The organism is Antarctobacter sediminis (assembly GCF_019218285.1).
Lineage (GTDB): Bacteria > Pseudomonadota > Alphaproteobacteria > Rhodobacterales > Rhodobacteraceae > Antarctobacter > Antarctobacter sediminis.
Genome location: NZ_JAHUZG010000003.1, coordinates 303,373 through 319,085 on the forward strand (window position 1 = coordinate 303,373; position 15,713 = coordinate 319,085).

Annotated in this window: 14 protein-coding genes; 2 read left to right on the top strand and 12 right to left on the bottom strand. The window is 62.0% G+C overall.

Translation table 11 applies throughout. The features are described from left to right. The 3 genes from KJP30_RS16515 to KJP30_RS16525 are packed head-to-tail and all read right to left on the bottom strand — an operon-like array spanning position 1 to position 2,911. Positions 1-768 (bottom strand): SDR family oxidoreductase, encoded by a 768-nt coding sequence (locus KJP30_RS16515; RefSeq protein ID WP_218450441.1) that lies wholly within the window; start codon positions 766-768, stop codon positions 1-3. Then, positions 765-1,799 carry a zinc-dependent alcohol dehydrogenase gene (locus KJP30_RS16520; RefSeq protein ID WP_218450442.1) on the bottom strand — a complete coding sequence of 345 codons (1,035 nt, stop codon included), beginning with the start codon at positions 1,797-1,799 and terminating at the stop codon, positions 765-767. Before KJP30_RS16520 ends, KJP30_RS16515 begins: the two co-directional genes overlap by 4 nt. Beyond that, entirely contained in the window at positions 1,796-2,911 is a 1,116-nt protein-coding gene (locus KJP30_RS16525; protein WP_218450443.1) for a mandelate racemase/muconate lactonizing enzyme family protein, read from the bottom strand. Before KJP30_RS16525 ends, KJP30_RS16520 begins: the two co-directional genes overlap by 4 nt. 181 nt (positions 2,912-3,092) lie before the next feature. On the opposite strand from KJP30_RS16525, the gene KJP30_RS16530 reads away from it, so the two are divergent. Continuing rightward, positions 3,093-3,800 carry a FadR/GntR family transcriptional regulator gene (locus tag KJP30_RS16530; RefSeq protein WP_218450444.1) on the top strand — a complete coding sequence of 236 codons (708 nt, stop codon included), beginning with the start codon at positions 3,093-3,095 and terminating at the stop codon, positions 3,798-3,800. 4 nt (positions 3,801-3,804) lie between these two features. On the opposite strand, the gene KJP30_RS16535 is transcribed toward KJP30_RS16530, so the two are convergent. The 9 genes from KJP30_RS16535 to KJP30_RS16575 all read right to left on the bottom strand — a co-directional run bounded on the left by KJP30_RS16535 (position 3,805) and on the right by KJP30_RS16575 (position 14,526). Continuing rightward, positions 3,805-5,232, bottom strand: a complete 1,428-nt coding sequence (locus tag KJP30_RS16535; RefSeq protein WP_218450445.1) for an aldehyde dehydrogenase family protein — start codon at positions 5,230-5,232, stop codon at positions 3,805-3,807. A gap of 10 nt (positions 5,233-5,242) precedes the next feature. Beyond that, positions 5,243-6,745, bottom strand: a complete 1,503-nt coding sequence (locus tag KJP30_RS16540) for a sugar ABC transporter ATP-binding protein (protein WP_218450446.1) — start codon at positions 6,743-6,745, stop codon at positions 5,243-5,245. Beyond that, positions 6,742-7,722, bottom strand: a complete 981-nt coding sequence (locus KJP30_RS16545; protein ID WP_218450447.1) for an ABC transporter permease — start codon at positions 7,720-7,722, stop codon at positions 6,742-6,744. The genes KJP30_RS16540 and KJP30_RS16545 overlap by 4 nt, the downstream gene beginning before the upstream one ends. 62 nt (positions 7,723-7,784) lie before the next feature. Continuing rightward, the gene (locus tag KJP30_RS16550; protein WP_218450448.1) at positions 7,785-8,813 is read right to left on the bottom strand and encodes a sugar ABC transporter substrate-binding protein; all 1,029 of its coding nucleotides are present in this window, start codon (positions 8,811-8,813) and stop codon (positions 7,785-7,787) included. Positions 8,814-8,848: 35 nt separating this feature from the next. Continuing rightward, positions 8,849-9,805, bottom strand: coding sequence for an ABC transporter permease (locus KJP30_RS16555; RefSeq protein WP_218450449.1), 957 nt, complete (start codon positions 9,803-9,805; stop codon positions 8,849-8,851). A gap of 127 nt (positions 9,806-9,932) precedes the next feature. Beyond that, positions 9,933-11,546 (bottom strand): GMC family oxidoreductase, encoded by a 1,614-nt coding sequence (locus tag KJP30_RS16560; RefSeq protein ID WP_218450450.1) that lies wholly within the window; start codon positions 11,544-11,546, stop codon positions 9,933-9,935. A 117-nt stretch (positions 11,547-11,663) separates the two neighbouring features. After that, a complete protein-coding gene (locus KJP30_RS16565) occupies positions 11,664-12,686 on the bottom strand; it encodes a zinc-binding dehydrogenase (RefSeq protein ID WP_218450451.1) in 1,023 nt (340 codons plus the stop codon). Between the two features lie 10 nt (positions 12,687-12,696). Continuing rightward, positions 12,697-13,410 carry an SDR family NAD(P)-dependent oxidoreductase gene (locus tag KJP30_RS16570; protein ID WP_218450452.1) on the bottom strand — a complete coding sequence of 238 codons (714 nt, stop codon included), beginning with the start codon at positions 13,408-13,410 and terminating at the stop codon, positions 12,697-12,699. 3 nt (positions 13,411-13,413) lie between these two features. After that, positions 13,414-14,526 (bottom strand): type 2 periplasmic-binding domain-containing protein, encoded by a 1,113-nt coding sequence (locus tag KJP30_RS16575; RefSeq protein ID WP_218450453.1) that lies wholly within the window; start codon positions 14,524-14,526, stop codon positions 13,414-13,416. 164 nt (positions 14,527-14,690) lie between these two features. Here KJP30_RS16575 and KJP30_RS16580 point away from each other — a divergent pair, with 164 nt between their 5' ends. Then, entirely contained in the window at positions 14,691-15,683 is a 993-nt protein-coding gene (locus KJP30_RS16580; protein WP_218450454.1) for a C4-dicarboxylate TRAP transporter substrate-binding protein, read from the top strand. Positions 15,684-15,713: the final 30 nt, after the last annotated feature.

Consider the following 15,713-nt stretch of genomic DNA (forward strand, 5'->3'; position numbering starts at 1 on the left):
TCAGCGCCCCATCCAGCCGCCATCCACCACCAGAACCTCGCCGTTCACATAGTCGGACGCAGCCGAGGCAAGGAAAACCGCAGGGCCCGCGAAATCCTGGGGCTTGCCCCAACGGCCCTGCGGAATCCGCGCAAGGATCGCCTCGGACCGATCCGGATCATCTTGCAGGGCCTGAGTGTTATCGGTGGCGATATAGCCCGGGGCGATGGCGTTCACGTTCACACCCTTGCCCGCCCATTCATTGGCCAGCGCCTTGGTCAGCTGTCCGATACCGCCTTTCGAGGCCGCATAACCCGGCACCGTGATCCCGCCCTGAAAGGTCAGCAGCGAAGCAGTAAAGATGATCTTGCCCCGGCCGCGTTCAACCATGCCGCGCCCGATCTCCCGGCTCAGCACGAATTGCGCGGACAGGTTCACCTCGATCACCTCATCCCACCAGTCGTCCGGATGCTCGGTCGCCGGTTTGCGACGGATCGTGCCCGCGTTGTTGATCAGGATGTCGGCCTGAACGCCGTCAGCCTCCAACTGCCCGGCAAGTGCTGTCACCGCGGCGCGATCCGAGAAATCGCATTGATAAGGGGTGAACTTGCGGCCCAGAGCCGTGACCGCCTGTTCAACCTCGGACCCCGGTGCAAGCGAGGCGCTGACACCGACAATATCGGCGCCCGCCTGCGCCAGCGCCTCGGCCATGCCACGCCCGATGCCCCGTTTGGCACCGGTGACGATGGCGGTCTTGCCGCTCAGGTCAAAGCTTTGAAGGACGGTCATGCGGGCTCTCCTACCTTGATGAGGCTCTTGAGGGCGGTCGGGCTGGCATCAAGCGCCTCAAACGCCTGCTGAATGTCACGCAGCGGGCTGACATCGGTGATGATCGTGTCCGATGCGATTTTGCCCTCGGCCACCAGCGCAATCGCCTTGTCGTAGTCCTCGGGTTCGTAGACCCGGGCGCCGATCAGCTTCAGTTCGCGCCAGAAGAACTGGAACATATCGACCTGCGGTTTCTTTGCATGGATCGCCACCATGACGATCCGCGCGCGCGTTGCCGCAACTGCGGTCATGGCATCGACACCCGGCTGCGAGCCTGAGACTTCGAACACCACGTCGGCCCCCTTGGTGCCGGTGCGCGCATCGATCACCGACTTGAGGTCCTCCTTGGCCGGGTTCACCGTGTCAAAGCCCAGTTGGCGCGCGATCTCCAACCGGGTTTCATTGACCTCGGACAAGACAACGTTTCCGCCCGCCTCGCGTGCGACCATGGCCACCAGCACACCAATCGGGCCGCCGCCGATTACAACCACGTCCTCACCCGTCTGCACCCCGGCCATGCGCACGTCATGGCAGGCCACGGCCACCGGCTCGATCAGCGCGGCATGATCCAGCCGCATCCCTTCAGGCAGGACATGCAGCGTATGCGCAGGCGCATTCCACAATTCCTGCATGGCACCATCGGTATCAAGGCCAAGGAACTTTTGGTTGTGACAGATGTGGGAATGTCCGCGCTGGCAGGCCGGGCATTCACCGCAGGGATCCAGCGGGCGCACCACCACATTCTGCCCCGGCGTGACATTGGTCACGCCTTCGCCCACCGCTTCGACCACGGCGGACATTTCGTGCCCGACAATCCGGTTCAGCCCGACGCGCGCGTCCATATTGCCATGAAAGACGTGCATGTCGGTGCCGCAGATCCCGCAGTAGGCAATACGCAACTGCACCTCACCCCGGCTAGGCGGCGGGGCCTCGGCCTGTTCCACAACAAAGCTGCGGTTTCCGCGATAAAAGGCGGCGTCGATTCTGGTCATCCGTGCATGTCCTCATGCGCTGCTTGCAATTTATCCCAGTCAAAGATCACCCCGGTGCCCGGGGTATCCGGCGCAACGGCCATGTGATCCTCGACCACGAGGGGGCGGGTGGTATAGGCGTCGATGGGGAAGGAATGGACCTCGATCCAACCGTCTCCCTGCGCCGACACAAGGCTGACGTGCAGTTCCTGCATCCCGTGACTGCACACCGGAATGCCATGCGCGCGGCCAAGCGCCGCCACCTGCAACCACCCGGTGATGCCACCACAGTTGGACGCATCCGGTTGCAGATAGCTTAGCCGCGCATCCGCGACGGCATATTCGAACTCGTGGATCGTGTGCAGGTTCTCACCCATCGCAAGCGGCATCCCCGTCGCTTCGGCGATGCGGCCATATCCCTTGTAGTTGTCGGGAATGATCGGTTCCTCGAACCATGTGATCCCATAGGGCGCAAAGGCACGGGCAGCGTCGATCGCCTGCGTCTCGTCCATCGAGTAATTTGCATCGACCATGAAGGTCGCGTCGGGCCCGATCAATTCGCGCACCGCCTTTACCCGGGCCACGTCCTCGGCAAGGGTCGGCTGGCCGACCTTGATCTTGACCGCGTTGAACCCCCGGTCAAGATAGCCCTGAATGCTGCCCAGCAACTTGGGCAGCGGAAAATTCAGGTCGATCCCGCCGGCATAAGCCTTGCACCGGTTGCCCGCGCCGCCCGCCATCTGCCAAAGCGGCTGACCCTGACGTTTGCCGCGCAGGTCCCAAAGGGCAATATCCACGGCCGAGATCGCGAAGGAGGCGATGCCGCCGCGGGCTACGTAATGCACGTGCCATTGCATCGCATCGTACAGGGATTCGACGTCGCGCGCGGATTTGCCCATCAGGAACGGTGCCAGATCATGCTGAATCATGGCCACAATCGCGCGGCCACCCTTGCCGCCGGTGTAGGTGTACCCGGTGCCCGTGCTGCCATCTGCCAGTGTCACCGTCGCGGTCACGAGCTCGAAATGCGTGTGATCCCCGTGTTTGGCGTCGCTCAGCACCTCGGCAAGTGGCACATCGAACAGGCGCACCTTTACCTCCGCAATGGCAAAAGCCTGGTCAGGATCAGTCATGGCGGCCCCTCTTTGAATTATGATCGTACCATATTTGGGCAAACTGGCGCTGATACCACTGGCATGTCAAGGGATTTTCGCCAAAATCGCCATTTTTGGTACGACCAAATAGAGGAAATTGACTTCTCGAACCCCGCTGGTCCAATTAGGTATCTCCGGTGGACGGACAAGGAACGACAGAATGGCGCAACAGGATGATGCAGGACGGGCGGCGGACCACGTGGTTCAAAGCATCGCCGAACGAATCCGCACCGGTGCCTTGCGCGACGGCCAGCCCCTCCCGCCAGAGCGCGACCTGATGGAGCAATACGGCATCTCTCGGACCGTGGTCCGCGAAGCCGTGCGCACACTTTCCTCGCGCGGGCTGATCGAGGCCCTGCCCCGTCACAGGCCAGTTGTGCGCAAACCCGGGGTGGATGCCGCCTTTGATGCTGTCGGCAGTATCGTTGCCCATCTGCTGTCCGAACCGGGCGGTGTGCGGAACCTCTTTGACACCCGCATCATGATAGAAGCCGCGCTGGTTCGTCACGCCGCCAAAGAAGCCAACCGCGAAGACATCGTCGAACTGAAAGCCGCGCTGGAGGCCAATGGCGCCGCGATCGAAGACAGCGAAGAATTCTACCGCACCGACAATGCCTTTCACGCCGTGCTGTACGAAATCCCCAAGAACCCGGTCCTGCCCGCGATCCATCGCGCCTATACGACCTGGCTGGCGCCACAATGGTCACGGATGCCGCGACTGCAAGACCGCAACAAGGCCAATTTCGATGCGCATACCGCGATCTTCGAAGCCATCCTCATGCGCGATCCGGACTCCGCCGAGGCCCGCCTGCGCGACCACCTGTCCAAGGCATGGGCGCAGGTTCGGGCAACCTTCGGCGACATGTGACAGATCAGTAAGCCTGATAGACCGTCCGCTTCTGAAGATACCCTTCGATCCCGTGCATCCCGTCTTCGCCCCCGAGACCCGACAGTTTGTGACCGTTGTGATACCCCTGAACCAGCCCGGTGATCCCGGAGTTGAGAAAGATCGTCCCGGTTTCAAGCCGCTGGATCGCATCCATGTAGACACCGGGGTTCTGCGTCCACAAATAGGCTGACAAACCGTCCGGGCGGGCATTGGCGATGCTCAGCGCCTCTTCGTAGTCCCTGACGCGAACGACTGGCAAAACCGGGCCAAAGATCTCTTCGCGCACTGCCGCCGTGTCGGGCGTGGCCCCGGTCAGCACCGTGGGTTCGTACCAGTTTCCACCGCCCATGCCCTCGGGGCGTTTGCCGCCAAGCGCCACCGTTGCGCCGCCCGCAACGGAATCGGCCACGATCCGTTCGACACGCGCCAAGGCATCCGCCGTGGTGATCGGCCCCATGCCGCCGTTGACCGCAGGGTCGCCCAGCTTTACCCGGCCCGCGTGTTCTAGCAGTTTCTCGGTAAAGGCATCGGCCACAGCCTCTTCCACCAAGACCGACTCGGAACAGATGCAGACCTGCCCGGCATTGGCGAACCGTGCCGTCGCGCAGGCCGCCGCGGCCTTGTCCAAATCCGCATCTTTCAACACGATGAAAGGCGCAGAGCCGCCAAGTTCCAGTGACAGCGCGGTGATGTTCTGCGCCGAGGCACGGGCAATCGCCTGCCCTGCCCGGATCGACCCGGTCAGGGTGATCATCCGCACGGTCGGGCTTTCGACCAAGGGCGCGCCAACCTCGACGCCAGTCCCGGTGACCATGTTGATCACCCCGGCGGGCACGCCCGCCTCTTCCACGATGCGGCAAAAGACCGATGCCGTGACCGGCGTGGCCTCATGCGGCTTGATGATCATCGTGTTGCCCGTCACCAGCGCCGGCCCGACCTTCCGTCCGATCAGGGCCAGCGGATAGTTGTAGGCGCACAGACCCAGTGTGACACCATAGGGCACCTTGTAGATGAACAGCTGCTCACGCGGGTTGTCCGAAGGCAGGATGTCCCCGCGCAGCCGACGCGCTGCCTCGGCCGAATAGGTCATGTAGCGGATCGTATCGGTGACTTCGCCTGCGGCCTCGGCGCGCGGCTTGCCCTGCTCCTTGACCAGCAGATCTTCGAACAGGGCGCGTTCGCGTTCGATCCCTTCGGCAATGCGATACAGGTAAGCGGCCCGTTCCACCGGTGGCAGCATCTGCCAGGCTTTCTGCGCGCGGGCCGAAGTTTCCAGCGCCCGTGCCACTTCGGCCCCGGTACAGGCGGGCACCTCGGCCCAGACCTCGCCGGTGGCCGGGTTCGTCACTTTCAGCCGGGCACCATTGGACGCCTCGACCCATTCGTTGTCGATGAAGCTTTTGTAGAACACGGCTTTTCCCTCAGGTCGCGTGACCGGCCCCGGCCATATCGGCCAGCATCCGGTCCTTGTCGAATTGCGGATAGACGTAGTCACGCACCATCTGGCCCTGGTACATGGTCAGCACCCGATCCCCCAGCATGATGACTTCGTCGATCTCGTAAGAAAGGATCAGGATCGCGACGCCGCGCTCTGCCAGATCCTCGATGATCCGGTAGATATCCGCCTTGGCGTGCACGTCGATGCCTCGCGTCGGCTCGAGCAGGATCAACAGTTTCAGATCTTCGTCCAGCCAGCGCGAGAAACAGATCTTTTGCTTGTTGCCACCGGAGAGGAACCGGATTTCCTGTTCGGGGGACGCGGTCTTGGTCGAGGTGTCGCGGATCGCCTTCGCCACGATGCCGTCGATCCGGGACCCGTCGATCAGGCCACCACGCACGGATTTTTCAAGAAAAGGCAGGGCGATGTTATCCCGGACGGACAGCGGCGGCAGGATGCCGTTCTTGTCCCTGTTCTCGGTGACAAGGCCCATGCCTTCGCGCACCGCGATTGCCGGTCCGCGCCCCGGTTTCAGCACCCGGTCGAGATAGCGCACCTGACCGGAATACCCGGCATCCAGTCCAAAGATCGCCTTGGCCAGTTCCGGCGCGCCACAACCGCGCAACCCGGTCAGAACGACGATTTCCCCGGCGTGAACATCCAGCGTCACCCCCTCGTAACAGCCCGGACTGCTGAGACTGTCGACCGACAGGATCACCTCGCCGGTGATCTGCTTGTGCGGTTTTACAAAATGATCCAGTTCGGCCCCGGTCATCGACTGGATCACGTGATCCTCGGTGGTTTCCGCCGTTCTTTCGGACAGGACGATCAGACCATCGCGCATCACAGTGACCTCTTCGGCGATGCCAAAGATCTCGGGCATGTGGTGCGAAATATAGATGATCGCGATGCCTTCGGCCTTCATCCGCCGGATAAAGCCGAACAACATCTCCTTGTCCTCTTCCGACAAGGCCGAGGTCGGTTCATCCATGACGATCAGCCAGGCATCGGACATCAGCGCGCGGATGATCTCGACGATCTGCTTTTCGCCTGAGTTCAGTTCGCGCACCGGCCTGTTCGGGTCGAGCTTCAGGCCGAAACGGTCCAGTTGCGCCCGCACTTGGCGGGCCATCTCGGCCTTATCGAGGAACGGAGTGCCCTTGCGCCGGATCTCCTTGCCCAGAAAGATATTTGCGGCGACCGTCAGCTCTCCGATCAGAGACAGTTCCTGGTGGATCATGGCGATCCCCAACCGGCCCGCATCGGCGGGTGCCTGAATCTCGACCGGCGCGCCGTCGATGCGGATTTCGCCCTCGTCCCTCTGATAGACGCCTCCGAGGATTTTCATCAGCGTGGATTTCCCCGCGCCATTCAAACCGACCAACGCATGAACCTCGCCCGCGGTGCAGGTGAAATTCACATTGTCCAGCGCACGGTTCGAGAAAAAGCTCTTGCCGATGGCCAGCATGTCCAGTTGTCGTGTCATTGTGCCTGCCTCCGCTGAACAAGCGTATCCAGCAGCACCACGCCCAACAGGATCAGGCCCTTGATGAGGCTTTGCAGGTAGGGATTGGTGCCGGTCAGAACCAGCCCGTTGATGATGATGCCATAAAGCAGCACGCCAAGGATGGTGCCCAGCAAACGCCCGCGCCCGCCAAACAGCGAGGTGCCGCCAAGGATCACCGCGGTAATGGCGTCGAACTCTAGGTAAAGCCCGGCCCATGGCTGTCCCGAGGACACCCGCCCCACGGTGATGATGGCGGACAAACCGGCAAGTGCGCCGGACAAGACATAGACCCAGACCAGCGTGCGTTCGGGCCGTCGGCCCAGCACAAAGGCCGTGTTGAGGTTCGACCCGGCGGCATAGAGGTCACGCCCGAAGGTCGAACGGTACAACAGGACCGACAGCGCCGCAAAGACCAGAGCGACGAAGGGGATGACCACGGGCATGTTGCCCCAGCTCATTCCGCCCAGCCAAAGAAAGGTGGCGTTCGACACGTTGATCGAATTCGCATCGTAAATCACCAGCGCCAACCCCCGGGCGAGCGCAAAGGTCGCCAGCGTGACCATGAAAGCGGACAGGCGCAGCCGCCCGATGAACACGCCGTTGATTGCGCCGACGGCCATGCCCGCGCCGATCGCGGCAATGAACCCCAGCGGCGCGCTGCCCGTGGCGGTGAGCGCAATGACCCCTACCCCGCCCGCAAAGGCGACATTGGATCCGACGCTGAGGTCGATGCCGCCGGTCAGCATGATAAAGGTCATACCCATCGACAGCAGAAACAGCACGGCGATGGACCGCAACAGGATGCCGATATTGGCAAGCGAATAGAAATTGTCGTTGGCGATGCTGAACCCGACCGAGGCGATCACGATCAGCCCGATCAGGACAAGATAGCGCTGCGTCAGGCTGTCCATCGCCTTTCGCGCGCGCGGCGGCGCGGCGGCCGTGGTGGTGGTCATGGCTGTGTTTCCGGGATCTGAAGGAGGTGGCGGCACGCCCGGCGCGCCGCCACGGTCTTGGGTTACTTGACCGATTCAGGGCCGAATTCGAGATAGCCCTTGGCCGCCACGTCCAGGGCCTGATCCACGTAGTAAACCTGAACGTCCTCGGGGAACCCATTGGACAGGGCCAGTTCGTGGTTTTCCTTGGTCATCACCAGCGGCGTGAAGAAGTCATAGACCTTGTCCGGCGTTTCACCCTTGTGAATGCGATAGGCCATCTGGACAAAATTCCATCCTTCGCGCGTGCCGGACAGAAGGATGTCCGCCTTGACCGTACCGGCCTCAAGCTGTTGCAGGATCGGGATGTCACCGTCATAGCCAAAGAAATCCAGATCCTTGCCGCTGTTCATGGCGATGGCAATCGACGGATACATATAGGCGTCAGTCACGCCGGAAATCGCGTCCAGATCCTCGAACTGGGTCAGCCAGTTCTCGGCGATGGATTGCGCCTTGACGGTGTCCCAGTCGGCGGGTTGTTCGGCGACCACTTCGACATTGTCACAAGCGCCGATCCCCTTGAGGATACCCGCGCGGCGCGCCTCTCCCGAGGGGTTGCCCGCCTGACCCAGCATGATCGCCACCTTGTAGGGGTCGCCCCCCGAAAGCGCACAGATCGCCAACCCTTGATTGGTGCCGTTCACCACGTCGCCAAGGGTAAAGCTGTAGTCGGCGCTATCCATCGGCGAATGCACCGCGATCCATGTGATGCCTGCCGCCTGCGCCTTGGCGACCAGAGGCTCAAAAGCATCGACGTTGATGGCGTTCACGAACATCACGTCGGGCTTTTCGTTGATCGTCACCTCGGTCTGCTGGATCATCTTTTCCAGCGAACCTTCTGCCGACAGCCAGCGACCGGTGATCTTTACGTCATCAAATGCCTCGTCATAGGCTTTGATCGCGTCCTCGAAACCCGAAAGCCAGGCGACGTGATAGGGGGCAACATGCCCGTCGTTGATGAACACGATGTCCAACGTGTCATCCGCGGCAAAGGCCGGCACACCAAGCGTCGCCAATGCCGTTGCAGCCAGAAGTCCTGTCTTGAATGTCATTGTAGTCTCCTCCGTGTTGAATTCCTTGCGGCGCGTCAGTGCGCCTCGACCTGGCGGGACTGCCAGAGCAGCCAGTTGGCCCCCAGAGCCGCCAGGATCACCGCGCCCTTGAACACCTGGTGCCAGACGTCTTCGACGTTCAGCAGGTTCAGGGCGTTGTTGATGATTCCGATGAACAGCAGCCCCCAGAAAGCGCCGCCGATGGTGCCGCGACCGCCAAGGATCAGCGTGCCGCCGATGATGATCGCCGCGATCCCGTCCAGCAGCAGACCGTTGCCATCCAGCCCCGGTTGCACAAAGCCCATCCGCGACGACAGCATGATGCCGGCGAACCCGCTGCACAGCGCCGAGAACATGAAGACGCCGATCTTGACCCGGTCGACGTTCACGCCCGCCAGCCGGGCGTTTTCTTCCGAATTGCCGACGGCAATCACCGCCGCGCCCCAGCTGGTGTGGTTGTAGACCACCCATGCCACAACAAAGAGTGCAACGAGAAACAGGAAGGACCAGTAGAGTCCGAGGAAGGTCTCGGCACCGACAAAGCGGAAAAAGCCGCCCATCAGGAAGATCTGCTGGCCGCGCGGGATGATGAGACCCGACAGGCCCTGTGCGCAAAACAGCATCGACAGGGTAACGATAAAGGCTGGCAGCTTCAGCTTGGCCACCAGCACCCCGTTGAAGAACCCAAGCGCCAAAGACCCCACGATGACGGCGACAATCCCCAGCGCCACGCCGCCGGTCAGGCCAAAGAAGACCCCCAAGACAATCGCGAACAGCACCGACCCCATGCCCATCGAAAGGTCGATGTTGCCAGAGATGACAACAAAGAACTGGCCCAAGGCAATCAGCCCGATCGGCACGATCTGCCGCGAAATCGCGGACATGTTGTCAAGGCTCAGAAAGCGCGGGCTGACGAGATAGAAAACAAGGCACAACGCCAGTGTGACGAAGATGATGTTCTTTTCGCGCATCAGGCGAGAGAGGTCAGGCATGGGATCCTCGGTTGTTTTTGGTCGTACCAAATTAGGCGCATTCGGCAGATTACTTACCTAGTTGTCAAGATTGACCGATGATTTTTCTTTCATCATCAGATGATTCTTTTGTTTTGGACTGCTCAAGCTACAACTGCCCTTCCACCATCGCGGCGCAACGGTCACCCAGGACCATTGCCGGCGCGTTGGTGTTGCCGGCGGGGATGTCTGGAACCGCGGACATGTCGCAAACCCGCAGGCCGCTGACCCCGCGCACCCGCATCCGCGCGTCCAGAACCGCCATCGGATCGCCATCGGCGCCCATTTTGGCGGTGCCCGCCGGGTGAAAGTTGGTTTTGACCACCTTGCGGCAATGCTGCTCCAGCGCGGCGTCGGACCAGTCGGTCGGCGCAACCACCTCTTGCACCCGGTCGGCCAGCGGTGCCGTCTGCATCGTCTGGCGGAAGTACCGCAGCCCTTTGACCATCTCGGCCATGTCCTGCGGATCGGACAGGAAGTTCGGGTTGACCTCGGGCATGGCATCGGGATCAGCCGAGGAAAGGCGTACCGTTCCCGTCGACCGCGGTTTCAGCAGCACCATCTGGATTGAAACGCCATGGCTTTCGCGGATCGTCTTGGCCTGCTCGGGGTTCAGATACATCACCGGGATGCAATAGGCCTCATGCGTTGGCAGCGCGTCCGGATCGGTCGGGTTGACGAAACAGGCAGCTTCCAGCCCCGTCGTGGTGATCCGGCCCCGCCCGAAAAGTTTGAACTCCAGCCCGTTGCGCAGCATGTTCCAGCCGCGATCCTGACCGAAATACCCATAGGGGCCATTGGCCCGCGCAACGATGGACACATCCGGGTGATCCTGAAGGTTCTGTCCCACCCCGGGCAAATCGGCCTGCACCGTTATCCCGTGATCGCGCAAATGATCCGCCGGCCCCAAGCCGGACAACATCAACAGTTTTGGCGTGATCAGCGCCCCGGCGGACAACAGAATCTCGCCCTCTGTGCGGACTTCGTGATCGACACCCTTTGCGTCGCGCCAGATGACGCCAACCGCACGCCCATTTTCAATCACAACGCGGCGCACCCGCGCTTGCAGGCGGATTGTCAGGTTCGGATTGCCCTTGAGCGGATCAAGAAAGGCATAGGCCGCCGATACCCGCTGACCCTGATTGTAAGTGAACTGGAAGTATCCGACACCACGCTGGCTATGCCCGTTGAAATCGGGATTGAACGGCTCGCCCTGCGCCTGAACGGACTGCACGAACCACCGCGCCATGTCATCGATGTGACCGGGGTCCGAGACAACAAGCCGCCCGTCACTGCCATGCAAGTCGTCGTTGAACTTGCGATTGCCTTCCAGCCTTTTGAAATGCGGAAGCACGTCGCGCCACGCCCAGCTGACCCCGTCGTTGTCGCCCCGCAGCACCTCGTGCCAGCTGTCATAATCCTGCGGACGCCCGCGCACATAGGCCTGCCCGTTCACCGTGGACCCGCCGCCCAGAACATTGCCCTGCGGGATTTCCGTCCGGCGACCGTCCAGCTGGGGCTGCGGGGTCGAGACATGCGTTTGAAAGAACTTCGATCCGTTCTTGAGCAACTTGAACACCCCCGGGGGCATGTCCAGCAGCGGGTGCCGATGGTGGTGCCCGCCCTCCAGCACAAGCACCCGCGCCCCGCCTTCTACCAGGCGCGCAGCGGCAACCGCGCCGGCGGACCCGCCGCCGACAACGATGTGATCGTAGGTTTCCATTTTTCCTCCCCGGCGCGGTCAGCGCAGATTCTTTTGGTAGGACCAAATTCAAGCGCCGTGATGGCGAATTGCGCCCAATCTGTCAATCTACCGGGCGAACCTTATCTTTTCGTCAGACTATACTGACCTCCCAAGCAACAGGATTTTACCAAAGGCACCGCCCGCAGCCATCACCGCCAGAGCCTCGCCCGCCTGATCCAGCGGATAGGTGGCAGCCGTCAGCGCGTCAAAGTTGATCGCCCCTTCTTCGACCAACTGCACCGCCTCTTCGAATTCGCGATTGAACTGGAAAGACCCGACGACCTCGATTTCCTTCAACATGACAAGGTGCAACATCACTTTCGCGTCGCGCATCTGGATGTTGGACAGGATCGAAACGCGTCCACCCGCCCGAACCGCCTTGAGCGCCGTGTTGAACGCAGGGATCGCACCCGAGGCTTCGATCACCACGTCGAACTGCCGCTCGATCTCTGTCTCATCGAACTGGCCACCGATCAGGCCGGTTTCGGCCCCCGCCCGCAGCGCGACGTCGACGGCCCCGGGCCGCAAATCAAGCGCCGTCACATGGGCCCCTCGCGCCGCCGCCCCGGCGATTGCCAGCAACCCCATAGGTCCGCAGCCCGTCACCAACACTTTTTGGCCCGCTGCAACGCCCCCTTTGTTCAGGGAATGCAGCGCGCAGGCCAGCGGTTCGGCAAAGGTCAGATGCCGGGGATCAACCCCGTCGGACACCGGGCGGCAACAGCGTGCGGGATGATCGATCACCTCGCGAAAGAAGCCGTCCAGATGCGGTACAGTGGTGGCCGAGCCGGGGAACTTCTTGGCGGTGCATAAGTTTTCCTCGCCCCGCAGGCATGCCGGACATGTCCCGCAATTCATGATCGGATTCAACGCCACCAACTGGCCCTTGCGCAGGTCAGAACCGTTTGGATCCTCGACCCAGGCGCAGGCCTCGTGGCCAAGCGTCACGGCATTGCGCAACTGGAATCCGGCATTGGCGAAATGCGCGAAATAATGCAGGTCCGTCCCGCAGAGGCTTGCCACCGCAAGGCGCAGACGGGCGTGACCTGCGGGGATCGGACCGGGCTCTTGGGGCTGGGCCTCGACGGTTTGGGCGGCGGTCAATTTGGTCTGAAGCATGGCCATCCTTTCAGAACCCCACCGCGTAACCGCCATCGACAGGCAGGTTGACGCCATTGACGTAGGCGGCGCGGTCAGAGGCGAGGTAAAACACGGCATCGGCCACATCCTGCGGCGTGCCAAAAGCATGAGAGGGGATACGTCCCTCGATCTTGTCGCGCCGGGCCGGATCCTTGGCGAGGATCGCGCGCGTCATGTCTGTGTCGATGAAACCGGGAGACACGGCGTTGCAGCGGATACCAAAGGGAGCAGCGTCCACAGCCACCGAGCGGGTCAAGCCAACGACCGCTGTCTTGGCGGTGACATAGGCCGCCGCCGAAGGCAGCGCCATGATCCCGCCCATCGAAGCAATGTTGACCACGGCCCCTCCGGTTTCGCGGTGCAATTCAACATAGCGGCCGCAGGCGGCGAACATGGCCCGCACATTGATGTCCAGCACCCGGTCCAGCTCGTCCGGTGCGACCTCCCAGACCGGTTTTTTCAGGTGGACGCCCGCGTTGTTGACCAAGGCCGCGATCGGGCCAACGCGCCCATGCAGATCATCCACCCAGTGGGCCTGTCGATCTGCGCCCAAATCGCATTCAACGAACTCTGCCCCTTCGACCAGAGCGGTTTCGCCAACGGTGCGGGCAACGACAAAGACCTGAAAACCGGCCTCGACAAAACGGCGGGTCTGGGCAAGGCCAAGCCCCTTGTTTCCCCCGGTGATAACGGCAACGGGCATGGCTCAGGCCTCCTGCAAGTGATGTTGGTAAAGCGAGTCGATCCGGGCGAGGAACAGATCCTCGGGGATCTGCTTGCGGAAAAACTCCGGCATGATGGCGCAGACCTCGTCAACGAAGCCCAGAAACCACGGTGCTCGCGGACGGGTCCAGGCGTTGTCGATGGTGTGGAACCCACCTTTGAAAAAGCCCGAGACAGCCGGATCTTTACCCTGCGCCAACCAGGTATCGCGATGCGCGGGCTGTCCGTTGTTTTCCAGATAGATGCCGGACTGAACCGGTTCCGATGCGATCCATTGCGCAAAGCGGACGGCCTCCTCGGGGGCGCGGGTGCGGGCCGACACCCCGATGCCCGCCCCCCCGAGGATTGCGCGCGGCAGGGAGGCACCCGCGCACAAGGGAAGATCGAAATAGGTGACGGGGTGGGGCCGAAAGCCGGGCCGGGCGTAATTCACATAGCCAAACAGGCAGGGTGAACAGGCAAAATCGTCACTTGTGGTCAGCGCCTCAAGGACCTGGATCGGGTTCATCTCGACCTGTTCGTCCGGGCCAAGGTCATACAATGCGCGCAGAATTCTCAGCGCGTATCTGCCGTTTTCGGGCGAGACGAAATGGCGACCGTCGCGCGGCATCGAAACTTCGCCGCGGCCCGCAACCAAGGTCATCAGCATGTCAAAGGCATCCACCGGCAAAAGCGGCGTCAGGGCGCGGAACCGGCGGGCACCGGGATCAAGGAAATCCTCCCAGAACCGGGGCAGCGGCAAGCCCATATCAGGCCGGTGGGCCGCCATCTGGCAGGCCGCGTCCAGAGCATAGGCCCAGCATCTCCCCTGCCAAAGATAGCTTTCAGCCGATCCGCCCAGTGAGGCCGTGGCATCCGCAGGTCCGGGCAGCGGAAGCAACGCGCCGGTTTCCGCGATCTGGCCCACATGCGGGTGATCCAGCACGATGAAGTCATACCTCTCGGCCAATTCGACAATAGGCGCATCGGCAAAGGCCTGAAGCGAACGTTTGTCCCAGGTGATCTCGATCCCCGTCCGGGCGGCATAAGCCCGCGAGGCGGCCACCACGGGATCATAGCCGCGTGGATGGTCCCAGGTCATGCCCGTCAGCTTCATTCGGCGCCCTCCCGATTCTTTCGATTGGCAAGCAACCTGCCTGTGCGTCGGCCTGTTTGCAAGTATCAAAATTACTTTGACTCTTGCAAATGACCTGTTATCCCGAATGCAGGCCCCGGCGACCACTGCGAGTCCCGGCGACCAGATTGATGGAGGAGACCATGATGAGCTTTCGAACCGGCCCCTGCGGCCGAATGATGGCGGCCGCCGTGCTGGCGCTGGCGCCGCTGACCGCCCATGCAGCGGATTTCACGTTTCGCCTTGCACATGTGACGTCCGACAAGGAACCGATCCAGCAGGCCATGGAGCGCTTTGCCGAGGCCGTCGCGACCCGCACGGACGGTGCCGTGGACATCCCGATCTTTCCCAATGCGCAGCTAGGATCGAACCCCGAAGTCTTTGAACAGATCCGGGCGGGGGCGCCGGTGATCTCGATTTCAGATCCCGGCTATTTGTCTGACTTCGTGGCCGATTTCGGCGTCTTGGGTGGCCCCTACCTGATGGACGACCCGCGCGATTTCGCCAAGATCGTGGAAAGCGACCTGTATGCCGACCTCAAGGACCGTTTGCGCGCCGAGGCCGGGATCGAGCTTTTGTCGCTGAACTGGCTGTTTGGATCGCGCCACATGCTGGCGGACAAGGCGATTTCCAGCCCCGCCGACACCAAGGGCATGACCTTCCGCACACCGCCCAACATCATGTGGGTCGAAACCTTTGATGCGATGGGTGCGCGTCCCACGCAGGTGGCCTGGGGCGAAGTCTATTCCGCGCTGTCCTCCGGTGTGGTCGACGGGGCCGAGGCCCCCCTGCCCTCGATCTATGGCGCCAAGCTGCACGAAACCAAGAAAACCATCTCGTTGACCGGGCATTTCAAGGGCTTCACCGGCCTGATGATGAGCGCCGAACTCTATGCATCTCTGCCCGAGGACGTGCAGCAGGCACTGAGCGAAGAAGCCATCGCAGCGGGCGTTTTCATGACCGACCTGATGCTGAATTCCGAAGAGGAATGGATCGCAAAACTGGAGGCCGAAGGCGTGACCTTCAACCGTGATGTGGACATCGCGGCCTTTCAGGCGGCCACCGCCGGGGTCTACACCAAGTTCCCCGACTGGTCCGAAGGTCTGTACGACCGCGTCCGCGCCATCCTCGACAACTAAGCCACTTCCGACCGGGCGCGCTCTTGCGCC

Bases quoted from the DNA above. Each gene is read 5' to 3' on its own strand.
- KJP30_RS16515 (WP_218450441.1), bottom strand. From the start codon at position 768: ATGACCGTCCTTCAAAGCTTTGACCTGAGCGGCAAGACCGCCATCGTC.
- KJP30_RS16545 (WP_218450447.1), bottom strand. From the start codon at position 7,722: ATGACCACCACCACGGCCGCCGCGCCGCCGCGCGCGCGAAAGGCGATG.
- KJP30_RS16575 (WP_218450453.1), bottom strand. From the start codon at position 14,526: ATGAAGCTGACGGGCATGACCTGGGACCATCCACGCGGCTATGATCCC.
- KJP30_RS16555 (WP_218450449.1), bottom strand. From the start codon at position 9,805: ATGCCTGACCTCTCTCGCCTGATGCGCGAAAAGAACATCATCTTCGTC.
- KJP30_RS16560 (WP_218450450.1), bottom strand. From the start codon at position 11,546: ATGGAAACCTACGATCACATCGTTGTCGGCGGCGGGTCCGCCGGCGCG.
- KJP30_RS16550 (WP_218450448.1), bottom strand. From the start codon at position 8,813: ATGACATTCAAGACAGGACTTCTGGCTGCAACGGCATTGGCGACGCTT.
- KJP30_RS16580 (WP_218450454.1), top strand. From the start codon at position 14,691: ATGAGCTTTCGAACCGGCCCCTGCGGCCGAATGATGGCGGCCGCCGTG.
- KJP30_RS16540 (WP_218450446.1), bottom strand. From the start codon at position 6,745: ATGACACGACAACTGGACATGCTGGCCATCGGCAAGAGCTTTTTCTCG.
- KJP30_RS16565 (WP_218450451.1), bottom strand. From the start codon at position 12,686: ATGCTTCAGACCAAATTGACCGCCGCCCAAACCGTCGAGGCCCAGCCC.
- KJP30_RS16570 (WP_218450452.1), bottom strand. From the start codon at position 13,410: ATGCCCGTTGCCGTTATCACCGGGGGAAACAAGGGGCTTGGCCTTGCC.
- KJP30_RS16520 (WP_218450442.1), bottom strand. From the start codon at position 1,799: ATGACCAGAATCGACGCCGCCTTTTATCGCGGAAACCGCAGCTTTGTT.
- KJP30_RS16525 (WP_218450443.1), bottom strand. From the start codon at position 2,911: ATGACTGATCCTGACCAGGCTTTTGCCATTGCGGAGGTAAAGGTGCGC.
- KJP30_RS16530 (WP_218450444.1), top strand. From the start codon at position 3,093: ATGGCGCAACAGGATGATGCAGGACGGGCGGCGGACCACGTGGTTCAA.